General features: G+C 67.0%; 19 protein-coding genes and 1 pseudogene. 12 read left to right on the top strand and 8 right to left on the bottom strand.

Features of this window, described 5'->3' with window-relative positions; genetic code table 11:
- Positions 1-210 precede the first annotated feature (210 nt).
- Positions 211-1,638, bottom strand: a complete 1,428-nt coding sequence (locus GR168_RS01685; protein ID WP_159369847.1) for a DHA2 family efflux MFS transporter permease subunit — start codon at positions 1,636-1,638, stop codon at positions 211-213.
- Positions 1,623-2,447 (bottom strand): thioesterase family protein, encoded by an 825-nt coding sequence (locus GR168_RS01680; RefSeq protein WP_159371784.1) that lies wholly within the window; start codon positions 2,445-2,447, stop codon positions 1,623-1,625. The genes GR168_RS01685 and GR168_RS01680 overlap by 16 nt, the downstream gene beginning before the upstream one ends.
- Before the next feature lie 54 nt (positions 2,448-2,501).
- Between GR168_RS01680 and GR168_RS01675 the strand changes: the two genes are divergently transcribed.
- The 6 genes from GR168_RS01675 (at position 2,502) to GR168_RS01650 (ending at position 9,948) form a co-directional block, all read left to right on the top strand.
- On the top strand, positions 2,502-2,975 hold the full coding sequence (locus tag GR168_RS01675) for a helix-turn-helix domain-containing protein (RefSeq protein WP_065631230.1): 474 nt from the start codon (positions 2,502-2,504) through the stop codon (positions 2,973-2,975).
- A 132-nt stretch (positions 2,976-3,107) separates the two neighbouring features.
- Complete coding sequence (locus GR168_RS01670) at positions 3,108-3,986, top strand: TIGR03619 family F420-dependent LLM class oxidoreductase (RefSeq protein ID WP_065631365.1); 879 nt, start codon at positions 3,108-3,110, stop codon at positions 3,984-3,986.
- 166 nt (positions 3,987-4,152) lie between these two features.
- Positions 4,153-5,763: an ABC transporter substrate-binding protein gene (locus tag GR168_RS01665; protein WP_159369846.1), complete on the top strand. Its 1,611-nt coding sequence runs from the start codon at positions 4,153-4,155 to the stop codon at positions 5,761-5,763.
- Position 5,764: 1 nt separating this feature from the next.
- Complete coding sequence (locus GR168_RS01660) at positions 5,765-6,730, top strand: ABC transporter permease (protein WP_159369845.1); 966 nt, start codon at positions 5,765-5,767, stop codon at positions 6,728-6,730.
- Entirely contained in the window at positions 6,727-9,360 is a 2,634-nt protein-coding gene (locus GR168_RS01655; RefSeq protein ID WP_159369844.1) for a dipeptide ABC transporter ATP-binding protein, read from the top strand. Before GR168_RS01660 ends, GR168_RS01655 begins: the two co-directional genes overlap by 4 nt.
- Positions 9,361-9,435: 75 nt before the next feature.
- Positions 9,436-9,948 carry a GtrA family protein gene (locus GR168_RS01650; protein WP_083229456.1) on the top strand — a complete coding sequence of 171 codons (513 nt, stop codon included), beginning with the start codon at positions 9,436-9,438 and terminating at the stop codon, positions 9,946-9,948.
- 49 nt (positions 9,949-9,997) lie between these two features.
- Here GR168_RS01650 and GR168_RS01645 read toward each other — a convergent pair whose 3' ends face one another.
- The gene (locus GR168_RS01645) at positions 9,998-10,828 is read right to left on the bottom strand and encodes an aldo/keto reductase (protein ID WP_159369843.1); all 831 of its coding nucleotides are present in this window, start codon (positions 10,826-10,828) and stop codon (positions 9,998-10,000) included.
- Positions 10,829-10,889: 61 nt separating this feature from the next.
- Here GR168_RS01645 and GR168_RS01640 point away from each other — a divergent pair, with 61 nt between their 5' ends.
- On the top strand, positions 10,890-12,482 hold the full coding sequence (locus GR168_RS01640) for an NAD(P)/FAD-dependent oxidoreductase (protein WP_159369842.1): 1,593 nt from the start codon (positions 10,890-10,892) through the stop codon (positions 12,480-12,482).
- 27 nt (positions 12,483-12,509) lie between these two features.
- Here GR168_RS01640 and GR168_RS01635 read toward each other — a convergent pair whose 3' ends face one another.
- From GR168_RS01635 to GR168_RS01625, 3 genes are all read right to left on the bottom strand, one after another.
- Positions 12,510-12,827: a hypothetical protein gene (locus GR168_RS01635; protein ID WP_159369841.1), complete on the bottom strand. Its 318-nt coding sequence runs from the start codon at positions 12,825-12,827 to the stop codon at positions 12,510-12,512.
- Between the two features lie 77 nt (positions 12,828-12,904).
- The gene (locus GR168_RS01630; protein ID WP_159369840.1) at positions 12,905-15,856 is read right to left on the bottom strand and encodes an RND family transporter; all 2,952 of its coding nucleotides are present in this window, start codon (positions 15,854-15,856) and stop codon (positions 12,905-12,907) included.
- A 27-nt stretch (positions 15,857-15,883) separates the two neighbouring features.
- Positions 15,884-16,327: an MmpS family transport accessory protein gene (locus GR168_RS01625; RefSeq protein ID WP_159369839.1), complete on the bottom strand. Its 444-nt coding sequence runs from the start codon at positions 16,325-16,327 to the stop codon at positions 15,884-15,886.
- A 287-nt stretch (positions 16,328-16,614) separates the two neighbouring features.
- Between GR168_RS01625 and GR168_RS01620 the strand changes: the two genes are divergently transcribed.
- Complete coding sequence (locus GR168_RS01620; RefSeq protein WP_159369838.1) at positions 16,615-17,175, top strand: peroxidase-related enzyme; 561 nt, start codon at positions 16,615-16,617, stop codon at positions 17,173-17,175.
- A gap of 76 nt (positions 17,176-17,251) precedes the next feature.
- Here GR168_RS01620 and GR168_RS24205 read toward each other — a convergent pair.
- Positions 17,252-18,150: pseudogene (locus GR168_RS24205) on the bottom strand (arginase family protein).
- Between the two features lie 195 nt (positions 18,151-18,345).
- On the opposite strand from GR168_RS24205, the gene GR168_RS01610 reads away from it, so the two are divergent.
- Positions 18,346-18,972 carry a TetR/AcrR family transcriptional regulator gene (locus GR168_RS01610; protein ID WP_159369837.1) on the top strand — a complete coding sequence of 209 codons (627 nt, stop codon included), beginning with the start codon at positions 18,346-18,348 and terminating at the stop codon, positions 18,970-18,972.
- 27 nt (positions 18,973-18,999) lie between these two features.
- On the opposite strand, the gene GR168_RS01605 is transcribed toward GR168_RS01610, so the two are convergent.
- Entirely contained in the window at positions 19,000-19,908 is a 909-nt protein-coding gene (locus GR168_RS01605; RefSeq protein ID WP_137810763.1) for a diiron oxygenase, read from the bottom strand.
- Between the two features lie 178 nt (positions 19,909-20,086).
- Here GR168_RS01605 and GR168_RS01600 point away from each other — a divergent pair, with 178 nt between their 5' ends.
- The 3 genes from GR168_RS01600 to GR168_RS01590 all read left to right on the top strand — a co-directional run bounded on the left by GR168_RS01600 (position 20,087) and on the right by GR168_RS01590 (position 24,348).
- Positions 20,087-21,511: an FAD-binding oxidoreductase gene (locus GR168_RS01600; protein WP_159369836.1), complete on the top strand. Its 1,425-nt coding sequence runs from the start codon at positions 20,087-20,089 to the stop codon at positions 21,509-21,511.
- A gap of 64 nt (positions 21,512-21,575) precedes the next feature.
- Positions 21,576-22,337, top strand: coding sequence for a decaprenylphospho-beta-D-erythro-pentofuranosid-2-ulose 2-reductase (locus GR168_RS01595; protein WP_065631239.1), 762 nt, complete (start codon positions 21,576-21,578; stop codon positions 22,335-22,337).
- A gap of 13 nt (positions 22,338-22,350) precedes the next feature.
- Complete coding sequence (locus tag GR168_RS01590; RefSeq protein ID WP_159369835.1) at positions 22,351-24,348, top strand: galactan 5-O-arabinofuranosyltransferase; 1,998 nt, start codon at positions 22,351-22,353, stop codon at positions 24,346-24,348.
- The last annotated feature ends 4 nt before the right edge of the window (positions 24,349-24,352 follow it).

Genomic DNA, 24,352 nt, shown 5'->3' with positions numbered 1-24,352 from the left:
GAGCGCACCCCCCTTCTGCTCCCTGAGGTGCGTGACGAGCGCACCCCCCCTTCTGCTCCCTGAGCTGCGAGCGAAGCGAGCCACGAAGGGTTTCACAAGGCACGTCACCATGCCCTTCGAGGCTCGTCGACCTCGACGCGCTCCTTCGTCGCTTGCTCGGCCCGGCGGCTTGCGCTCCTCACACCTCAGGGAGCAATGGGTCCTCACACCTCAGGCAGCGGACTTCAGCACCGCTCGCGGGGTCATCCCCAACGCCGAGATCGCGCCCAGCGCAGCGATTCCCGCGAGTACCCACCAGGCGGTCAGGAACGAGTTGTGCACATCGGCGTACACCGCCGAGGTGCCGATGATCGCGACCAGCAAGCTGACACCCAGCGACATGCCGATCTGACGACTCATGTTGACCACCGCGCTCCCGGTCGCGGCCTGATCTGCGGGGAGGTCGGCGGTCGCCGAGGACAGGATCGACGGCAACGCGAAACCCACTCCGACACCGCCGATCAGCCAGCCAGGCAGGAACTCGGTGGCGAAATCCGGTGTGGCGTCGACCGACAGCGCGATGAGGACGGACCCGAGACCGAAGAGCACACAACCGAACGCAACGAGTCGCCCCACCGGGACCCGCGCACTGAGGCGATGGGACACGGCCGCGAAGATCGGGACCATCAGCGGTCCGGTTGACACCGCGAGACCCGTCACGATCGGCGAGAAGCCCCAGACCCGCTGCAACCACAGGATGTTCGCGAGAAGTGCGCCGGCGAAAGGGATGGAGAACAGCAGCATCGTCACGTTCGCGACCGAGAAGGCCCGGATCCGCAGCAGTGCAGGCGAGATCACCGGTTCGGGATGACGCGCCGAACTGAGCACGAAGCCGACGAGGGCGACCCCGGCGACGATCCACGCACCTGTGATCCGCGCGTCCGTCCAACCCCACTCACTTCCCTGGACCAGACCGAGTGTCAAGGCCCCCACCGAGACAACCAGGAGAAGCGCGCCCAACGCGTCGGGAAAGCCACTCGCCGAGATGTTTTCAGGACGTGACAGTACGATCGCCCCGGCGAGGATCGCCGCCACGCCGACGGGCACGTTGACCAGGAACACCCAGCGCCACGACGCCTCGACGAGAAGACCGCCGACCGCCGGCCCGAAGGCCGCGGCCAAGGCGCCGGTGGCCGCCCAGATGCGCACCGACCGGGCCCGACGTTCCGGCGGCAACGTCGCCACGACCAGACCCAGACTCGCCGGCGTCAGAATCGCTGCACCCAGCGCCTGCAGTGCACGGAATGCCACCAGCCACCAGACGCCCTGCGCCGCGGCACATGCGGCACTCGCCGCGGTGAAGATCGCGAGACCGAGCAGGAAGCCGCCCTTGCGGCCGTACCGATCGACGATCCGGCCCGCCGGAACAAGGAGCGCCGCATACAGGATGGCGTATGCGTTGAGGATCCAGGACATCTGGGACAGGGTCGCACCGGTGAAGTCGGCACCGATGTCGTCGAAGGCGACGTTGACGATGAACACGTCGAGGCTGGCCATGAACGCCGCCCCAGACAGGATGAGCAGGACGAGGTTGGGCCGCGCGACAGTCGGCGCCGGCGTCGCCGGGCCGCTTCGAGTGACCGTCATCGGACCGGCCATCCGAGAACCCGGCGACTCTGGCGCGCGGAGGCGAGGAGCCGGCCGCCGCGGTCGCGCAGCGTGGTGTCGTCGACCGACCAGCCGCCGGACGTCGAGGTGTTACGCGTATGGACGAGAATCGGCGCCGGAGTGGCGTCGTCCAGCGGCGCCGTCACATGCATGGAGAATGCCACCGTCGGAAGTGCAAGCGGCGCAGTCAGAATCGGGAAGACGGCGGGCGGTAGGCAATCCGCCAGCAGGGCCAGGTAACCGGCGTCGACGGCCATCGGGGTTCGGGTGGTGATCCACGCCCGCATCCAGGCCTCGTCGGCTCCGGTGAGCGCGAGCGGACCGTCCACCGGTCGCACATCGAGCTGCGCGCCCATCGGCACGATCTCCGGCGGAACCATGAAGGGGTCGAGCCCTTCCGGGCCGGGAACGCCCGCGACCCGGTCGATGACATCGGTGGGTGCCGATTCCCCGACCCGCCCGGTCGTGACTGATGCCGACGCGATGTCGACACCCGCCTGGGTGACCGTGACGTCGACGACCCTCGTGTGCCGACCGACCTCCCGGACCGTCGGCGTCAGGAGCAACTCCCCGCCGTCGGGCTTGCCGACGAATCGCAGATCGAGAGCGCGCACCGTCGTACCCGGCGCTGCATCGGCGCCGACCCGGACGGCCAGCGCCGCGATGGCACCACCGTGCGGGCCCGACCATCCCCACCAGGAACGGTCGATGGTCGCCGACCATCGACCGTCTCCGGTCGGGGTCGCTCCGAAACTGTCCAACAATCCGTCAATGGCTTCTTGCCTGGTGAGTTGCTTCACGCAACTCATGCAAGCAGGTTGAGTTGCGTCACGCAACCCACTACTCTCGATCCTATGCGCCGCGCCTCATTCGCCGAGATGAACTGCTCGATCGCCCAAACGTTGGAGATCGTCGGCGAATGGTGGACGCTGCTGATCGTCCGGGACGCGATGTTCGGCGTAACGCGATTCGACGAGTTCTCGTCGCGGCTCGGCATCGCGCGCAACGTGTTGACCCAGCGACTGGACACCCTCGTCGAACACGAGATCCTGGCGAAGGAGCCGTACCAGGACAACCCGGTGCGCTACGACTACCGCCTCACCGAGAAGGGCCGGGACCTCTGGACGGTTCTGGCCGCGTTACGTCAGTGGGGTGACCGGTGGACCGCCGAGGACGGCGCACCAGTGGTGTCGACACACTCCTGCGGTCAGACGATGACGGTCGAGCCGACATGCTCGGCATGCGGCGAGCGAATCGGCACCGGCGAACTACGGGTACACCCGGGCCCCGGCGCGACTACGGACAATCCCCTCGCGGGGCTTCGCTGACCCTGGGCCGACACAGCCAACAATTGCCATCCCCCTGCGCGCTGGAGACCTGCGACGATGACGAAGTCCATGTCGAATAACTAGAACGTGTTCTACTGTGGACGGAGTTTCACCGCCGTCCCGAGGAGCATGATGCGGTTCACGTATGCCGAGGCCATGACCGATCCGTCGTACTACGCGCCGCTCGCGCAGGCCGCCGAAGCCGCGGGGTACGCCGGCTTCACCATTCCCGACTCGCTGGCCTATCCGGAGGAATCGGACGCGAAGTATCCGTACACCCCCGACGGCAATCGCGAGTTCCTCGACGGCAAGGCGTTCATCGAGACGTTCATCCAGGCCGCGGCGCTCGGCGCGGTCACCTCGACCATCCGTTTCACACCCTTCGTGGTGAAGCTGCCGGTCCGCCCGCCCGCGCTGGTCGCCAAGCAGGCCAGCTCGGTGGCGTACCTGACGAACAACCGCTTCGCGATGGGCGTCGGCACGAGTCCGTGGCCCGAGGACTACGACTTCATGGGCGTGGACTTCAAGCGCCGCGGCAAGCGGATGGACGAGTGCATGGACATCATCCGCGGCCTGACCACCGGCGAGTACTTCGAGTTCCACGGCGAGTTCTACGACATCCCCAAGATCAAGATGACCCCCGCGCCCACCGAACCGATCCCGCTACTCGTGGGCGGTCACGCCGACGCCGCGCTGCGTCGCGCGGTCATCCGCGGCGACGGTTGGATGCACGGTGGCGGTCCGCCCGAGGAGCTCGAGACGCTGCTGGACCGGATCAACGAGATCCGCATGGCCGAGGGAAAGACCAACGATCCGTTCGAGATCCACGTGATCTCCATGGACGCCTACACCGTCGACGGATGTAAGCGGCTGGAAGACAAGGGGATCACCGACGTGATCGTCGGTTTCCGGTTGCCGTATGTCATGGGCGACGACACCGAGCCGCTGCAGACCAAGATCGACCATCTGAACTGGTACGCCGACAACGTGATCGCCAAGGTCAACGGCTGATCGTCCTGCCTCTCCCGGTATTCTCCGCCCTGCCCTGGGGTATGGCACGGTTGCACCACCTGTACCGCTGGGGCACACTGCACAGCAGGGCGCCTCACGCATGCCGTGGCGCGGCCGACGTGCGGTGAGACTCCGAGGCGAACACTCGCCGGGCGGGAGGACAGTGATGACCGATTCGCCGAGCGGGTCGGTGTATTCATCTGTGCGCGAGCAGCTTCCGCCGCGCAGACCCGACGTTCTCGATCGCCGCGGGTTCCTTCGCGTCGCCGGTGTCGCCGGAACCGCCTTGCTGGGCACGTCCGTGCTGGCCGCATGCGGTGGTGGATCATCGGACACCGCCAGCACGATCAAGGCAGCCATCGCGGGTGAGCCCGATCAGCTCGATCCGCAGAAATCGAGTTCCTACTTCACGTTCGAGGTTCTCGAGAACGTCTTCGACACCCTCGTCGAGCCCGACGAGAAGCTGCAGATGCGGCCTGCCCTGGCCGAGAGCTGGGTGGTCGACGCCGACGGGTTGAACTGGGACTTCACCCTGCGCGACGGGGTCACGTTCCACAACGGCGACCCACTCACCGCGGCCGACGTCGAATACTCCTTCCGTCGGATCATCGACGAAGAGCTCTCCAACGCATACAAACTCGATGCCATCGCCTCGATCACCGCGCTCGACGAACGCCGGGTCAGGTTCACCGTCACCGCTCCCACGCCCAATCTCCTCACCAGCATCGGCGGGTTCAAGGGCCTGGCCATCGTGAACCGCCGCAACGTCGAATCCGGCGAGATCGCCACCACACCCGTGGGAACAGGCCCGTTCCGCTTCGTCTCCCGCTCCCCCGGCGCCTCGATCGTCCTCGCGGCCAACCCCGACTACTGGGGTGGCGCACCCGCCGTCGACGGGGTCCGCTACAGCTTCATCTCACAGGGCACCACCGCGGTGTCCGCACTACGGTCGGGTGAGATCGATTGGACCGACGCCATTCCCGCCCAGCAGCTCAGCATCCTGCGCCGCGACGACACACTCGATGTCGGGACCGTGGTCGCCAACGACTACTGGTACGTCACGATGAACTTCGACGCCCCACCGTTCGACGACACCCGGGTCCGCCAGGCGGTCGCGTATGCGATCGACCGGGACTCGATCGCGCAGGTCGTCGGATACGGGACCGCGACGCCCAACGAGCTCGCGATCCCCTCGACCAGTCCCTGGTTCGCACCCTACGACCGCTATACCGCCGGACTCGACCGCGACGCCGCCGTCGCGAACGCCAGAGACCTGCTCCGGCAGGCCGGCATCCGCGGACTCGACATGCGCCTGATGGTGACCACCGAGTATCCCGAGACGGTGACGGCGGCGCAGGTGATCGCGTCGAACCTCGCCGACGTCGGGATCGACGTGCGGATCGAACAACTCGACTTCGGCGCATGGCTCGATCGCCAGGCCGCCGGCGACTTCGACGCCCTGCTACTGGGCTGGCTGGGCAACATCGACCCGGACGACTTCTACTACGCCCAACACCATTCCGAGGGCACGTCGAACTCGCAGAAGTACTCGAACCCCGAGGTCGACGCGCTGTTGGACCGGGGCCGAACCGAACTCGACGTCGAGGCCCGCAAGCGGATCTACGCCGAGGCCGCGAGCATCATCGCCGACGACGTGAGCTACCTCTACCTCTACAACCCGTCGTCGACCCAGGCTTTTGTGACGCAGCTCCGGGGATATGTCGTCCGACCCGACAAGGCCATCCGGTTCCGCGATGCCCGGCTGGAGAGGAGCTGAGATGACCGCATTGCACTCGCCGCTGGCGCGCTTCATCATCGTGCGGCTGCTCTACACGGTCGCGGTGTTGCTCGGCGTGATCGTCGCGGTGTTCTTCCTGATGCAGGTCGTGCCCGGTGATCCCGTCCGCATCGCACTCGGCACCCGCTACACCCCGGAATCGTATGAGGCCCTGCGCAGCGCCTCCGGACTCGACCAGCCGCTCGCATCACAGCTGGTGAACTATGTCGGCAGTGCCTTCACCGGCGACCTGGGCGTCAGCTTCCGCAACAGCGAACCGGTCACGACGATGCTCTTCGATCGGCTTCCCGCCACCATCACACTCGCGACCGCGGCGATCGTCGTCGCATTGCTCATCGCCGTCCCTCTCGGTTTCTGGGCGGCACTGCGGGAAGGTCGGTTGGCCGACAACGTCATTCGCGTGGTGAGCCAGTTCGGGATCTCCGTGCCCGACTTCTGGATGGGCATCCTGCTGATCGGTCTCTTCTCCACCGCGCTCGGCTGGTTACCATCGGCCGGGTACCAACCCTTCGCCGACGACCCACTCGGTTGGCTCGAACACCTCGTGCTGCCGGCGATCACGGTCGGGGTGGTGACCGGGGCGATCATGACGCGCTACGTGCGCTCGTCGGTGCTCGACGTGGTGAACGCACCGTTCGTGACGACGGCCGAATCAAAAGGGCTGAGCACCAAGCGTGTTCTCCTCGATCACGTCGGACGCAACGCGCTCGTACCCGTGCTGACCATCTCCGGTATCCAGTTCGCAGGTCTGCTCGGTGGTGTCATCGTCGTGGAGGTCGTGTTCGCCTGGCCCGGACTGGGTCTGCTGGTCTACGACTCGGTCGCCGCGCGCGACTACCCGGTTCTACAGGGTGCGATCCTGCTCATCGCGGTGATCTTCCTGGTCGTCAACCTCGTCGTCGACATCCTCTACGCCGTCATCGATCCCAGGATTCGACTGTCATGACCCTCACCTCACCCGACCCGCCGGAGCCCGGTACCGGAGTCGACGACGAACCGGCCGGCACCGAGCTCAACAGCGGAACGTCGACCGATTCGGCCTGGCGATTGCTGCTACGCAACCGCACCTCGGTGATCGGGCTGATCATCATCGCAGTCGTCCTCGTGTGCGCGGTGTTCGGTCCGCTCATCGCTCCATACGGCGCCAACGAGATCGACGTCCCGAATGCGCTGCAGGCACCCAGTTGGTCCCATCTCTTCGGGACCGACGACCTGGGTCGCGACGTCTTCTCCCGGGTGGTGCTCGCCGCGTCGGTGAGCATGCGCGTGGCGGTCATCGCAGTGGCGATCTCCCTCACCGTCGGCGTGATCCTCGGTATGGTCGCCGGTTTCGCCGGTGGCGTCCTCGACACCGCGCTCATGCGGATCGTCGATGTGGTCTTCTCTTTCCCGGTACTGCTGCTCGCGCTGGCCATCGTCGCCATCCTGGGACCGGGAGTCACCTCGGCGATGATCGCGATCGGCGTCGTCTACATACCGATCTTCGCCCGGGTGGCGCGCGCCGACACCCTGCGTGTGCGACAGACCCGGTACGTCCAGGCGTCACGCACGATGGGGGTGGGGACACCGGCCATCCTCATGCGGCATGTGCTGCCCAACATCTCGGGTCCGGTCATCGTCCAGACCTCCATCTCGCTCGCGTTCGCGATCCTGTCGGAGGCGGCGCTGTCGTTCCTCGGTCTGGGCGTCCAGCCGCCGGACCCGTCGTGGGGCCGGATGCTCTTCGACGCACAGGGGTTCATCACCACCGCCTGGTGGATGGGTGTGTTCCCCGGTCTGGCGATCCTCGTGACGGTCTTCGCGTTCAACCTCGTCGGCGACGGCGTACGCGATGTGCTCGACCCGCGCCAGCGCACGCTGCTGCGCAACCGCGGGTACGAACGCAAGTCGCCGACGGTGACCACACCGTCGACCGCGAAACACGTCAGCTCCGACGGATCGGTGCTGCGCGTGGAGGACCTCGTCGTCGGTGTCGGTCCGCGAGAGATCGTGCACGGCATCAGTTTCTCGGTCGCGCCGGGTGAGACGCTCGGGATCGTCGGGGAGAGCGGATCGGGCAAGTCGCTCAGTGTGCTGTCGGCCACCGGTCTCTTCGACGCGCCCAGCGCCTACGTCCGCGGGTCGGCCCGCCTCGGCGACACCGAAATCGTCGGCGCCACACCGGCGAAACTCCGGGCCCTCCACGGTTCGCGAGTCGGCTTCGTTTTCCAGGACCCGTCGTCGAGCCTCAATCCCCTGCTCACCGTCGAACAACAACTGACCGAGGGTCCGCGCCGGCATCTCGGCCTCTCGCGGGGCGAGGCGCGCGAACGGGCCCTTACCCTGCTGCGCGACGTGAACCTGCCCGACCCCGAAAGCCGTTTGCGCGCATACCCGCATCAGTTGTCCGGCGGCCAACGGCAGCGCGTCATGATCGCGATCGCGTTGGCCTGCGATCCGGAACTCCTCATCGCCGACGAGGCCACCACCGCACTCGACGTGACCACGCAGGCACAGATCATCGACCTCGTCGCGAAACTACAGCGCGAGCGCGGTATGGCGGTGGTCTGGATCAGCCACGACCTCGGCGTCATCGGGCGGATCGCCGACCGGGTGATGGTGCTGCGATCCGGCCGGATCGTCGAGAACAATGACGTCACAACGCTGTTCGACGACCCGCAGGACGAGTACAGCCGCACACTGCTGGACTCACGTCCGCTGTTGAGCAAGGTCACCGAACGTGATGGCGCGTCGCCTCTTCAGAAGCGAACCGACGCCGACCCACTGCTCCGCGTCACGGGGCTGGGCGTCGACTATGTGGTCCGCGGCCCGTCGGGGCGCCGGGTGGTGCACGCCGCCGACGGGGTCGACCTGCAGGTCGCTCGTGGCCGGACGCTCGGGATCGTCGGCGAATCGGGATCGGGGAAATCGACCGTGGCCGGCGTGATCACCGGCCTCATCACGTCCGCCCAGGGCACGACGGTGCGGGGCAGCGTGACCGTCACCCTCGACGGCCGGAGGGTCGAGGCCATCGGGGCGCGCGGTGCCGACGAGGCCCTGCTCCGACGCCGCGTCGCCATGGTGTTCCAGGACCCGGCCGCCTCGCTCGATCCGCGGATGACGGTAGCGGCGTCGATCGCCGAACCGCTGCGGACGCACGGCCTCACCGACGGCCGGGACGGCACGCGGAGTCGTGCCGAAGAGTTGCTCGCCGACGTCAGCCTCGACACGTCCTTCCTCGACCGCTATCCGCACGAGATGTCCGGCGGCCAGCGGCAGCGGGTGAGCATCGCCCGCGCGCTGGCGTCCGACCCGGAGGTCCTGATCCTGGACGAGTCGACGGCGTCGCTCGACGTGTCGGTGCAGGCCAGCGTCCTCGACCTGCTCGCCGAACTCCAGCGTCAGAAGGGTCTGACGTACCTGTTCATCGCGCACGACCTGGCCGTCGTCGAGCAGATCAGCGACACCGTCGCGGTGATGCAGGACGGGAAGGTCGTCGAGAGCGGACCGGCGTCGACCATCCTCCACGACCCCGCGACCGACTACACCCGCGCACTCCTCGCGGCCATCCCGCCGGAGGTCCCGCAGCGGGCCTGACCCGTCGACTGTGCGTCGCAACCCCGCCACGCCCGTCGGCACGGTTGCCAGGGCGTCGTCGGCTAGGGTGTCAGCGTGTCTCGACCCGACCCTGGTGACCACGTCCGCGATGACGAAGAACCGAGCCACGAGGACTTCGCCACGCGCCATGCGCCGATGCCGATCGAGCTGCCCCTCGACGACGAAGAGGCGTCGACGAACGTCGGTCTGAAGACTCAGCTCGTTCGCTTCGTCATCACCGGCGGGTTCTCCGGACTTCTGGACTTCGGGCTGACGATCCTCCTGCAATACGGCCTGGACCTGCCGTTCTGGCCCGCGAAATCCGCGGGGTTCATCCTCGGCACCACCGTCGCGTACCTGCTGAACCGTCGATGGACGTTCCGAGCCGAACCGAGCATGGCGCGGTTCGTGTCGGTCGTCGCGCTCTACGTGGTGACCTACTTCGTCAACGTCGGCATCTACACGCTTCTGTCGCATGCCTGGCAGGAGACGCTGCTGTACAGCTTCGCGGCGTACGTCGTCGCCCAAGGCACGGCGACGGTCATCAACTTCGTCGTCCAGCGGATGGTCATCTTCAAGATCCGCTGACCCGAGAACGCACGGTCAACGAAAGCGGACGCCCAGTCGACGGGCGGGGTCAGAACTCCTCGTCGACGTCGGAGTCACGGGCGGCGCGCTCACCGCGGTCGAGGGTGGCGAGTTCGGCCAGGTCGGCGGGGTCGAGAGCGAAGTCGAACAGGTCGGCGTTCTCCACCTGGCGGCCGGTGTGCGACGACTTCGGGACGACGCTGATGCCGTTCTGCACCGACCAACGCAATGCGATCTGCGTCGGCGACTTGCCGTATTTGCGCGCGATCCGGAGGATGACCGGGTCGGCGAGCAGGCCTTCCTTGCGGCCGGTCGGATGCCACGCCTGAGCATGAATACCCTTGTCGGACATGAACTCCCGCAACTCGGTTCGCGGCAGCGACGGTGAGCACTGGATCTGATTCAGAACCGGCCAGCGTCCAGTCTCGTCGAAGAGCATCTGCAGGTGGTGCTGTTTGAAGTTCGAGACGCCGGGTGTGCGGACGTATCCCTCGTCGGCGAGCGTGAGCAACGCTTTCCAGGAATCGACGGTGCGGCCCAGGCTCGGGCACGGCCAGTGGATGAGGTACACGTCGATATGCGCGACACCGAGCCGGCGAGCGCTCTCCTTGGCGGCGTTGATCGCCTCGTCGAAACCCTGGTCACCGCCGCTCAGCTTGGTCTGCACGACGATCTCCTCGCGCGGGACGCCGGTCCCGTGCAGGCCCATCCCGACACTCAGCTCGTTGCTGTACCGGGGCGCGGTGTCGAGGAGGCGGTAACCGGACTTGATCGCCGAGCTGACGGCGCTGACAGCCGGCCGGCCGAGCATGTTGTAGGTGCCGAGCCCCACCAGGGGGATCGAGGTGCCGTTGCTGAGCTCGACCGAGGGGATGTCCACCGCATCAGGATATGTCGACAACCACATCCTGCGCCGCCGGTCGATCTGGAACGCTTGACCGATGAGTACCGGAGACGACGCGTCGTACGACGACATCGTGGTGGGCGCGGGACACAACGGCCTGACCGCTGCGGCCTACCTCGCTCGTGCCGGCCGGCGTGTGCTCGTCCTCGAGAAGGCCGACCACGTCGGCGGCGCCACGGTGTCGGCGACGCCGTTCGCCGGTCTCTCCGCGCGGTTGTCGCGGTACTCGTACCTGGTCTCGCTGATGCCGAGCCAGATCATCACCGACCTCGACCTCGACGTCACACTCATCCGACGGCGCTATTCGTCGTACACGCCCCTGCCGTCGGATCCGGCGCGCGGCATCCTCGTCGACAACCTCGATGACGATGCGACGGCCGCGTCGTTCCGGCGGGTGACCGGCTCCGACCTCGGTTTCACCGCGTGGCAGTCGTTCTACCGTCGGCTCGGCGTGGTCGCCGACCGCGTCTTCCCGACCATGACCCAGCCGTTGCGGACCGCCGCCGACATGCACGACCTCGTCGTCGGCCCAGACAAGTCCACCACCGACACGTCGACCGCCGAACTGTGGGAGGCGCTCACCACGCTGCCGCTGGGCACGCTGCTCCGTCAGTACTTCGACGACGACCTGATCCGCGGGATCGCCGCCACCGACGGACTCATCGGCACCTTCGCCGACCTCGATGATCCGTCCCTTCGCCAGAACATCTGCTTCCTGTACCACGTGGTCGGCGGCGGAACCGGCGACTGGGACGTCCCGGTCGGCGGGATGGGCGCGGTGTCGGGTGCGCTCTACCAGGCGGCGACCTCGGCGGGAGCCGAGATCAGAACGGGCGTCGAGATCACCCGCGTCGATCCCGGCGACGGGACCGTCGAGACGACGAGCGGCACCTTCCGCGGTTCGATGCTCTATGCCGCGTGCGCGCCGCAGGTGTTCAACACGTTCCTCGACGGGACGCCGATCCCCTGCGAGCCAGACGCCAGCGGGTCGCAACTCAAGATCAACCTCCTGCTCGACCGACTACCGCGACTCCGCGACGGGTCGACCCCGCCCGCGTCGGCCTTCGCCGGGACCTTTCACATCAACCAGACCGCCACCCAGCTGCACGACGCGTGGCGGCAAGCGAATCGTGGTGAGGTGCCGGAGGTCCCGCCGTGCGAGATCTACTGCCACACGCTCACCGACCCGTCGATCCTGGGCCCGGAGCTCGCGGGCAAACACACGCTGACGCTCTTCGGGCTGCACATGCCACCAGACGTGTTCGACGAACCCGGCGCCGTCGAGCACGCTGTCGGCGCGACCTTCGCCTCGTTGAATTCGGTGTTGGGGGAACCGATCCAGGCGGTGATCGCGCACGATGCCAACGGCCGGCCGTGCATCGAGGCGAAGACCCCGCAGGACCTCGAGGACGCCGTCGGACTGCCCGGCGGGCACATCTTCCACCGGCCGTTGCAATGGCCGTGGGCCGAGACCGTGTCGGAAGTCGGCCAGTGGGGCGTGGAGACCCCGCATCCGCGACTTCTGTTGTGCGGCGCGGGCGCTCGTCGCGGCGGCGGGGTCAGCGGTATCCCGGGCCGTAACGCCGCTGCGGCAGTGCTGGGTGCGGATGCGCTCGAGTCGCCTCGTTAGACATCACGGCCGGACCTCCACGCCCGGTCAGTCACCCTCGATCTTCTGCGCATTCGCCCACCGGCGTCCCGGGTCGCCGCCCCACGCATCCCAGGCCACACGTCCCGCTGACGGGAAGCCGTCCTCGCCGTTGTTGAACCCGGTCGCGTTCTTGTCCACCTCGTGGCGAGAGAAGTAGTTGCGCATCTTCTTGATCTGGTCGTCGTCGACGTCCTTGCCGTCGGCCAACTGGTGGGCCCGATGGCGGCCGGTTTCAGTGAACCCCTTACCCGCCTTGCCGTCGTCGATCCATCGCACCGCGCGCTGGGCAGCCTCCTGGACGTCCTTGGGTGGCTTGTGACTCATCTGCCGCGCTCCTGTCGTCGGGTCGTGAGATATCCGCGTGCCCGTCGGAGCGAGGCGTCAAACCCGTCGACGGGGCCCTACGCGCGCACCTCGGCGAGGGGGCGGTCGTCGGCGATGGTCGTCGTAGCCCGATCCGCCACTCGCGCGGGTAGCGACACGAACGGCGTCGGCCACCAGAACCAGCGACCGGACAGTCGCGCGATCGCCGGCATCACCAACGTGCGGACGAGAAGTGTGTCGATCAGCAGCCCGATCGCCACGGTCGTGCCGATCTGCGCGACGTTGTGGGCGTAGCTGGCGAGCATGGCCAGCATCGTGATCCCGAAGGTGAGTCCGGCCTGGGTGACCACGCTGCCCGTACCGACCATCGCGCGGATCAGGCCGGTGCCGCCACCCGCCCCGTACTCCTCTCGAAAACGACTGACCAACAGCATGTTGTAGTCGGCGCCCACCGCCACCAGGAAGGTGAACGCGATGGGTGCGACCGACCAGTGGAGCGGATTACCGATGAGACCCTGCCACAGGAACACCGATACCCCCATCGCGGACAGGTAGGAAAGCCCGACGGTCCCGATCACGGCGAGTGCCGCGACCAGACTGCGCAGCAGGAACAGGACGACGCAGAACACGAAGGCGAAGGCGGCGACGACGATCGCGATGAAGTCCTCGTGCGCGAACGACTCCATGTTGAGGAGCATGCCGCCCGGCCCGCCGATGCTGACGGTCGATCCGGCGAGCGATGTGTTCTTGATCGCCGCCAGTGACGTCGGGATCACCTCCGCGCTCACGTCCATCGCGTCGCGGCTGAAACCTTCGCGCTGCGGGGTGACGATCATCCGCGTCGCCTTGCCGTCGTCGGAGAAGTAGTACGGGATGCCGCTCTGGAAGAGCGGACTCTCCAGCGCCTGGCTGGGCAGGAAGAACCCGCCGGCCGCGGGACTGCCCGCCGAGTACGCCCCGCTGACCTCGTCGAGGAAGTCGGTGATCTCGCCGACCTGCGGGAGCAGCGCACCCAGTGTCGTGCGCAAGGGGCCGATCAGCTCGCGGATGTCGGTGACCGTGGCGCGCAGCGTCGGGATCTGCGCGGCGGCGGTGGGCAACGCGCCACTCAGGGAGCGGGTGCCGCCGGCGAGATCCCGGACCGATTCGCGCAGTGCCGGAACGTCATCGAGAACAGACAGCCCGCTCAGTGCGGTGCGGCATGCGTCGACGTCCCGGCACTGCGGAACCGATTCGACGAGTCCACGCACCGGTGCGATCCCCGCCGACAGTTCGTCGACCTTGGTGAGCGTCGACTCGCTCGTGCGCCGCAATTGCGCAGTGGCATCGGACAAGGATCCCGCGCCGGCCGCCCCTTGCTGCAGCGCGGTGTCGAGGCCGTCGATGGCGGTGTCCAGACGATCGACCGTTACGCCGATCGCGTCGAGATCGGTGATCCGATCGCGCAGAAGCGATGTCATCTGACCGAAGCGGCTACCGATGTACCCGGCCTGCGACGTGAGAGTCCCTTGGTCGAGGGTCTGCCCAAGGGGGCGGGTGATCCCCTGGACCGCGTTCACCCCGTCGATCGAGGCGACGGCGTCGGTCATCTGCGCGAGAGCGACCAGATCCGCCGCATTGCGCATGTCATGGTCGGACTCGACGATGAGCACGCTCGGCGCCATGATGTTGGGCGGCAGGTGCCTATCTGCCGCAGCGAATCCCACGTTCGCCGGTGAGTCCGCCGGCTGGGCGCGACGTTCGTTGTAGCTCGGCGCGTACATGGCGAGCGGGACGATCATGACCGCGAGCACCGCGAGTGCGGCCGCGAGCACCGGAGCCGGCCATCGAGCGACGGTGGTTCCGATCCGGCGCCAGCGTCGTGGCGACGCCGACTCGCGCGGCTCCACGAACCCGAGCCTGGTGGCGAGGGCCAGGACCGCGGGGCCGAGGGTGAGCGCAGCCGCGAGGGTGATGAGAATGGCTATGGTGCACGGCAATCCGGAGGTGCTGAACATCGCCAGACGCGTTGCCGCGAGGCACGCCATCGCACCGGCCACTGTCAGCGCCGACGCCACAACGATGTGCTGTACGCCGGCCAGTGCGTCGTAGTAGGCGTCTTCGGGGTCACGTCCCTTTCGGCGCGCCTCCTGATATCGGCCCACCAGGAAGATCCCGTAGTTGGTGCCCGCGCCCAGGACGATCACCGCCGACAGTGCTGCCGCGAAGATCGAGACCTTGATGATCTCGTTCTCCGCCAGGAACGAGATGGTCGCGCGGGCCACGGCCAACGCCAGCCCCACCCCGAGAAGCGGGACCATCGCGGTGACCACGGACCGGTAGACGAGCAGCAGCACGGCACCGACCAGCAACGCGCACACCGAGACCAGCAGGATGATGGAGTCGTTGATCGCCACCATCTCGTCGTTGACGACCGCCGACGGACCGGTGACGTGCACGTCGACGCCGGGTGGCGGTGTCGACGCTGCGATCGTGTCCCGCGCGGACTGGGTCGACTCCATGGCCAGCGCGGTGCCCATGTTCCCGGCGAGATTCACCAGGACGTAGGCGACGTGACCGTCGGAACTCTGTGCAGCCGGAGCGAGATCGGGATTCGACCACAGGTCCATCGCGGAATTGACGTGTTCGGTGTCCGCGGTCAGCGCAGCCAGCAGGTCGTTGTAGTAGGTGCGGGCGTCGGGCCCCAGCGGTTCGTCACCCTCCATGAGTACGTAGACGAAGTTGTTGCTGCCCCCGCCGCCGAAGTACTCGCCCATCTTGACCAGCGCCTGCACCGACGACGCCTCGTCGGGCAGGAAAGACTGCGCATGTTCGGTGACCGTCGATTCCAGCTGGGGCACAACGATGTTGAGAACGCCGGCGATGAGCAACCAGATGACTATGACCGGCAGCGAACAGGCGTACAGAAAGCGTGCGAACCGCGGCCTCTGCGATGCCCTGCCGCGCAGCACCTCGCGGCGAACGGGCCGCCGGATCTCGGTGGAGAGTCCCTGTCGGAGTCGAGCGAACCGCTCGCGTCTGGTGGTCATCTGCCGCTCCCCTTCGTCGGCGCTCACCTACGCCACCGGAACCAGACAATTGGCGACCGTGCTGCCGTCGGCACCCGAGCCGGTCTGCCTCGCTCGCTCGAATCCGTTGACCCGCACCGCGCATGACACCGCGCCGCGACCTGATGATTGAGTGAGCACCCCGACGGAAGTCGTCAGTTCGCGCGTACGGAGCACCATCCGCCACGGAACGGAGACCTTGTCGTCGACGACCCGTCCCCCGGGCTCGATGTAGGACACCCGCGCTGACGAGCCCGCCGGGCCGGTCACCACGTACTCGATCGATTTGTCGCGCACGACGCCCGCCTCAGGCGCCGCCGGCGAGTGGCCGATCGCCCGGTCGGGGATCTCACTCAGGCGCAGCTTGCCGACGTAGAACGCCGACACGGACATCACCGCGATGACCACCCACACGATCCACCACGAGCCTGCATACGCAACGGACTTCTTCATCGGACCCCCATCGACATCAGGCATCCGCGCCTCGACCTGGCCTTATGCCTGCCGAGCCGCGTTCTGCCTGCCAGTGGCAGGGACTCTATATGTGACATCGCACGTTGGCAAGGTCCACCGAACGCCCGCGTCTTGCTTCGAAGCCATCCGACGCGGACCTCCGCCATGAACTCCATGCGTGATGGCCGTGACCCCTTCTTCCGGGGGTGGTGAGTCACGTCGCAAGGCGCGACCATGGACTCCTCGCGAAGCGAGCAGGGTGCGCCCCTGTGACGGAAGGCCTTGCCATGACCACGAGCCGATTCCCCTTGACCGAACTCGCCGACCTGCCGGATGACCTTCGCGATCGCATCCACCCCATCGCGGAGAAGTCTGGTTTCGTCCCCAACATCTTTCGCGCGCTGGGGCATCGCCCGAACGAGCTACGAGCGTTCCTCGACTATCACGACGTCCTGATGGAGGAACCGGGCCCGCTGTCGAAAGCCGAACGCGAGTTGGTCGTCGTCGCCTCGTCCGGAGCGAACAGATGCATCTACTGCGTCGTCGCCCACGGCGCCATCCTGCGCGTGCGATCCAAGGATCCACACCTCTCCGATCACGTGGCAACCAACCCTGCCGGAGCGGTCCTGGATGAGCGTCAGCGCGCGATCGTCGATCTCACTCTCGCCCTGACCAGGACCCCAGAACTGTTCGCGGACAGCGACATGGCTCGCGCCCGGCAAGCGGGGCTCACCGATGACGAGATCTGGGACGTCGGGGCGATCACTGCGTTCTTCGCCGCGTCGAACCGACTCGCACACCTGACGGCGGTGGCACCCAATCACGAGTTCTATTCCATGGGTCGGTGACTCGGGACACGGCCGGATCAGCTCACCGCGGATCGAGCCGGTACAGACGCAAGTGAGCGGGTGTCACCACACGGGGCTAGGTGGAGCTCAGTGCCGAGACGAGCACCGACACCAGCCTGGGTATCGCGGTTCGATCTGCCGACGCATGCGCCGGGTCGAGCTGCCCGATCGACATTCCCCAGCAGTCGGGGTCTTGTAGCAGCGCGCCGAGGGCCTGTCCGAGGATCGCGATGGTCGGCCCGCTGTTTCGGCCGTTCACGTTCTCGGCGATCGGCGCGTCCAGAAAGTCGAGTACGTCGACATCGAGATGCACCAGGAACGGTCCGGACGCCAGAATCCGGCGGGCGTCGGCGGCCGCACCTCGGGGGTCGTCGCAGAGCGCGGTCTGGTCGACGACCGCGATTCTGTGTTCTGCAGCCTGTCCGCGTTCCCAATCAGTTGTTTCTCGACTCAGATCAACGCCGAGGTAGACCAGGTCCGACGGCTGCAACAACGGTGTGCGGTACATCAGATCGACCAACTCCGGCGCGGCCCCCTCGAGACCCAGCGCGTGTGCCATCCCCATCCAGCTCAGTGAGCCCTCCGTCGTCGAGCGGGGGGTGTTGAGATCCAGATGCCGGTCGATGTAGACGAGCTGGGCCGTTCTCCGGCACGTGCCATCGCGTCACAGAGTCCGACGGCGACTGTGCAGCTTCCGCCGAGCACGAGCAGACGTTGCTCCGCTGCGAGCAGGCTCGCCGCAGCGGTGGAAAGCTCGACGAGTGCATCCGCCTCTTCGCCGAGGTTCTGCGCGAACGGTCGCTCACGGTCGGGAAACCACAGCCGCGTCGTCAGATCGCCGGCATCGACGACGTCCGTGCCCGACGCCCGCAGCTGTTCGACAAGGCCGGCAGCTCGCAACGCGCCGGGCGCTCGTTCTACACCCACGCAGTAGGCGCCGGCACTACTGGGCACACCCAGCACGGTCGTTCTCATCGAGTGCCGTCGACCGGACTGGCGTGGGCTGGCTCCATGGCACCCATCGTCGCAGAATGAATCGCCCGTCGGACGCCCAGATCGGAACACAACCGTGAAGATCCGAAGCCGACGTCCTGGCCGACCCGCCGCCCGGCTCGCACATGAGGGCGAGGTCGTGCCACGTCACGAACGCGGTGAGCCATAATCGCGGGCATGCAGAAGCCGGCTTGCCCGATCCGACGCCGGACCGCGCCCGAGGTCCGTGAAGCTCTGCTCGTCGCGGCTGTCGCCGAACTCGACGAGGCCGGACCCGAGAACGCGAGCCTGCGTGCGATCGCCCGCCGGGTGGGTATCACGCATCAGTCGGTGGCCCACCACTTCGCCGATCGTCGGGCGTTGTTCACCGCGGTCGCGGTCCGCGGTTTCGACAACCTCCACACCGAACACATGCGCGCGCTCGAGCAACTGCCGGACGACGCCCCGCTCGGCGAGGCCGTCGCCACGCTGGGGCAGGTCTACGTCCGGTTCGCACGCGACAATCGCGCGACGGTCACGCTGATGATGGGCTCACGACTCGTCGACAACAAGGCGCCCGACCTAATCGCGGCACGGGCGCGCGGATGGGAGTTGCACACGCGCACCGTCTCCGACGCCGCCGACCACGGTTGGGGCGGCGGCGTGCCCGGTAACCTCATCGCCGTCGCAACCTTCGCCATGGCGCACGGCCTGGCCGCACTGGAGACCGACTTCGCCGACCAATTGCCCGACGGCACCGGCATCGAAGACCTGCTCTCGCTGGTCAACGCCGCGATCATCACTCCGCCGCACCAGGATTCGTGATCACCAGCGGCCATCGCCCTCAGTCCGTCAGAGCATGTGCACCTTGCGGTAGATCCGTGCCGCGGGCCGGGTGAGCAGACCCACCTCGTCGAGGAAGCCCATGAGGTGTGCGCAACCCGAGCGGACCATCGACTGGAAATGGTGGTTGCGGCGCATCTCTCCGACCGCCCGACGGTGGTCCAGACCGGCGTCGGCGTAGGCCTTCGGGCGGACGAGGCTGACGAGGATGTAGGACACGGCCATCGCGGTGATCACCGAACTGAGTTGTCGCCGAATCCAACTGGCGTCCGCCATGGACTGGCGCACCTCTTCACGCGCGAAACGCATGTGGCGAGATTCCTCGAGGACGTGGATCTCGTTGACGGTGCGCACGAGCGGCAGCACCCGATCGTCACGCATGCAGCCACGCTGCAGCACGTCCAGGACTTCCTCGGCGGCAAGGATTCCGGCGTAGGCGACTTCACTGCCCGCGACGCGCATGAACAACTTGCCGAAGCGACCCAGGCGCGGGTGCGGCGTGTAGCTGGTCCCGGTCAGCTTGTACGACGTCTTGGCGAACATGAGCGAGTGCCGACACTCGTCGGCGACCTCGGTCAGGGCGAACTGGAACTCCGGGCGGTGGTAGTCGCCGAGGTACTGATCGCGAATCACCATCTCCTGCAGCATCATCTCGAACCAGATGCCGATGCTCATGATCGACGCCGTCTCGTGCCGGGTGAGGGCGATCCGCTGCTGCTCGGTCATCTCATCCCAGTAGGCCGTTCCATAGAGAGTCGACCACTCCGGGCTGCAGCCGTACTTGTCCTTCTCGAGCGGCGCATCCCAGTCGATCTCGGTCAGTGCATTGCGCGACAACCGCGCGGCAGATGCCAGTAGGCGCTGCGACACCTCGTCGATTCCGTCGTCGGAACGGGTCACATCTCTGAGCGCTTCCATGCCGGGCTCCTCGTCGTGCGCGGTATTACGTCTGTGATGCATGCCACCACGTATCGTGCCATCAGTCAATGGTGCGTTTCTCGATGGCATCGACGAGCGCTCGGAGGTCATGGGTACGACTCCGCGTCCCCGGCATGACGGTCGGTCTGTGAACCCCGCCCAGGTAACCTCTCTAGCGATGTCTACTGAAGAGTTGCTGCCGATCACGACCCGCAAGCTGGTGGGCTGGTCTCGCACCACCCCGATCGAGGGTCACGTCCTGTCCACGCCGTACCCAGAGGTCATCGCCGAGGCGGTGGCCCGCGTGGCTGACGACAACGCGGACAAGCCGGACTACCTCAAGCGCGGCGTCATCGCCCGCGGACTGGGCCGCTCGTACAACGAGTCGGGCCAGAACAGTGGCGGCCTCACGATCGACATGACCCCACTGACCAGGATCTACGCGATCGACGACGAGTCGGCCACGGTCGACCTCGACGCCGGCGTCTCGCTGGACACGCTCATGCAGGCGGCGCTCCCCCACGGCTTGTGGGTCCCGGTGCTCCCGGGTACCCGACAGGTGACGGTGGGCGGCGCGATCGCGCACGACATCCACGGGAAGAACCACCACAGCCAGGGCAGCTTCGGCAACCACGTCGTCGAGATGCAGCTCCTCGTCGCCGACAGCCGGATCCTCACCCTCACGAAGGGCGGCTCGGCCGACGACCCGGACGGCGAACTCTTCTGGGCGACCATCGGCGGCATCGGCCTGACGGGCATCGTGCTGCGCGCCAAGATCCAGATGAAGCGCACCGAAAGCGCCTATTTCATCGCCGACACCGCGCGCACCGGCTCGCTCCAAGAGACCCTCGACCTGCATCTCCAGGACGGATTCGAGGACGGATACGAGTACGCCTCGGGCTGGTTCGACACCATCAGCGCGCCGCCGAAGCTCGGTCGCGGCACGTTCTCCCGGGGGAATCTCGCCCGCGTCGACGAACTGCCGGAGAAGTACCGCGACAACCCGCTGTCGTTCAACAACAAGCCACTGGTCCGCTTCCCGGACATCTTCCCGCGCGGGCTCGCCAACAAGCTCAGCTTCTCCGCGGTCGGCGAGGCCTACTACCGGATCGGGCCGCCCAGTGAGGGCAAGGTCAAGAATCTCGCGCAGTTCTACCACATGCTCGACGTGTTCGGTGACTGGAACAACGCCTACGGACGCGGCGGCGGTTTCTGCCAATACCAGTTCATCGTGCCGACCGGCAACGAGGGCGAGTTCACCGCGCTCATCGAGGACATCCAGGCGTCTGGCCATGTCAGCTTCCTCAACGTCATCAAGCTCTTCGGCGAGGGCAACCGCGCGCCCCTGAGCTTTCCGTTCAAGGGGTGGAACGTCTGCCTCGACTTCCCGGTCAAGGCCGGCCTCGCCGAGTTCCTCAACGAGCTCGACCGCCGCGTCATGGCGATGGGTGGACGCCTCTACACCGCCAAGGACTCGCGCACCTCGGCCGAGAACTTCCACGCCATGTACCCCGAGATCGACGCGTGGATCGCCACGCGTCGTCGCATCGACCCCGACCGGGTGTTCATGTCGGACATGGGTCGGCGACTCGAACTCGCCTGACCGACTGCCTTTTCGACGCGCCGCACACGCACCCGACCTGTACGTCACCGAAAGCGAGTACACAATGATCAACGCCGTGGGCGTCCCACAGTCCATCCTGGTCCTGGGCGGCAGCTCCGAGATCGGGCTCGCCATCACCGCGGAGTACCTCAGCAAGGGCCCCGCGCGGGTCATCCTCGCCACCCTGCCGGGTGATCCCACCGCCGACGCGGCGGTGGAGAAGGCCAAAAACGCCGGCGCCACCGAGGTCACGCAGATCGACTTCGACGCCCGCGCCACCGACACGCACCGGGCGGTCATCGACAAGGCGTTCGCCGACGGTGACGTCGACGTCGCGATCGTCGCCTTCGGCATCCAGGGCGACGACGAGCAGGCCTGGCAGGACCACGGCCTCGCGGTCGCCGAAGCCGAGATCAACTACACCGCAGCCGTTTCCGTCGGAGTCCTGCTGGGCGAGAAGTTCAAGGCACAGGGCCACGGACAGATCATCGCGATGAGCTCCGTCGCCGGTGAGCGCGTGCGCCGCAGCAACTTCGTGTACGGCTCCACCAAGGCCGGACTCGACGGCTTCTACCTCGGGCTCGGAGAGGCGCTGCGCCCCTTCGGTGCTCGCGTCCTCGTCATCCGCCCCGGCCAGGTCCGCACCCGGTTGTCGGCGCATGTCAAGGAAGCGCCGCTCACGGTCGACAAGGAGGACGTGGGTCGCCTCGCGGTGGCCGCGGCCACCAAGGGCAAGGAGATCGTCTGGGTGCCCGGGCCGTTCCGCTACATCATGATGGTGCTCCGCCACATCCCGCGTCCGATCTTCCGCAAGCTGCCGATCTGATCCCAGCCGACCGATGACGCATCCCGCCACCACCGATCGCTCCGCCGCCACCGACATCGAGAACCGGAAGGAGCCCGAGCTCAGCAAGGACCACGGGCGGGCCGTCCTGTCGCTGCTGATCGCCGTGGTGGTCGGCGGGTTGGTGTCGATGGCGGGACTGACGGCCATCGGGACCGTCGAGTGGCCGGCGTTCAACTCCTCCAACGTGACCCGGTCGCTGACGACCGCCGGACAGGTGCTGGCGATCGCCATCCTGGTGATCGCCGCACTGCTCTATCGCTACGGCAAGGGCCGACTGCTGGTGCCGGTGCTGTCGGCGGCCGCGATGTCGGGCTTCGTCACGGTGACCATCGGAATGCCGCTGGGCGCAACACGTCTCTACCTCTTCGGACTCTCGGTCGACCAGGAGTTCCGCACCGAGTACCTCACCCGCATGACGTCGAGCCCGCACCTCGCGGACATGACCTACACCGATCTGCCGCCCTATTACCCGGCCGGCTGGTTCTGGTGGGGCGGCCGGTTCGCGAACCTGCTCGGCCAACCCGGCTGGGAGGCCTACAAGACCTGGGCGATCGTGTCGATGGCGGTGGCCGCGGCCGTCGGCGTCATCCTGTTCATCCGCATGTTCGGCGCGGATCGCGGTGTCGCGCTGGGCCTCGCGGTCACCACCGTCACGTTGCTGTACGCCTCGCCGGAGCCGTATGCGGCCATTCTGGTGCTGATCGGCGTACCCATGCTGATCACGCTGACCTACGCGCTGCGCGGACGAACCCGAGCCGCCGACGGACCCGTGGGTCCGCTCTGCGGCGCGACGAGTTGGCCTGCGGTGGCGGCGTCCGGTGTGTTCCTGGGGATCTCTGCCGCTACCTACACGCTCTACACCGGACTGTTCGCCCTCACAGCTGTCCTGCTGGCCGGTTACTTCGCCGTCCAGGGCTGGCTGAGCGCGTCGAACAAGGCCACTCCGTCGGCCACGGTGACCAGCCGCCGGCGCGGTGTCGTGCTCGCGGTGATCGGTCGTCTGGTCGCCGTCGGGGTCATCTCCGGCCTGATCGCCCTGCTGGTGTGGGCGCCCTACCTGTGGGCACGCCTGACCAACACGCCCGCCAGCGGCGGTACCGCCGAACACTATCTGCCCGAACGCGGTTCGGTGCTGCCGCTGCCGATGTTCGGGCTGAACCTCGTGGGCGCGATCACGATGATCGGCCTCCTCTGGATTCTGCTGCGCTTCCGTACCCGCACCGTCGCACTGGCCATGGGCGTCACGGTGGTGACGGTCTATCTTTTCTGCCTGCTGTCGATGCTGATGACCGCCCTGGGCACGACCCTGCTCTCGTTCCGTCTCGAGCCGATCCTGGTGGCCACACTGAGCGCGGCGGGCGTCTTCGGTGTCGTCGACCTCGCGCATGCGGCGGTACGGCGCTTCGGCGACGTTCGTGTGGTCGTCGGCGCACTCGCCGTCCTCTCGGCAATCGCGATGGCACAGAGCATCCCGGGTCATCTCGCCACCGAGATCACCACCGCCTACACCGACACCGACGGATACGGCGAACGCGCCGACGCCCGCCCGGCGGGTGCCGAATCCTATTTCGCGGAGCTGGACAAGCTGATCGGTGAACAGACCGGCCGGCCGCGCACCGAAAACGTCGTCCTCACCGCCGACTTCGGTTTCCTGTCGATCTACCCGTATTGGGGATTCCAGGGACTCACCTCGCACTACGCGAACCCTCTGGCCGAGTTCGACAAGCGCGCAGCCGCGATCGAGCGTTGGGCGAAGAGCGAGAACGCCGACCAGCTCGTCGACGCGCTCGACCGATCCCCCTGGACCCCGCCGAATGTCTTCCTGTTCCGTTACAGCGCAGACGGTTACACGCTCCGCCTCGCCGAGGACGTCTATCCCAACGATCCGAACGTGAAACGCTACACGGTCACCTTCGACCCGGCGGTGTTCGACGACCCGCGCTTCGAGGTCACCGAGCGCGGCCCGTTCGTGCTCGTCGTCCGGAAGTGATGAT

The organism is Gordonia sp. JH63, assembly GCF_009856645.1.
GTDB lineage: Bacteria > Actinomycetota > Actinomycetes > Mycobacteriales > Mycobacteriaceae > Gordonia > Gordonia hongkongensis.
The sequence above is the reverse complement of the archived record's forward strand: the minus strand, read 5'-3'. Positions and strand labels throughout refer to the sequence as shown.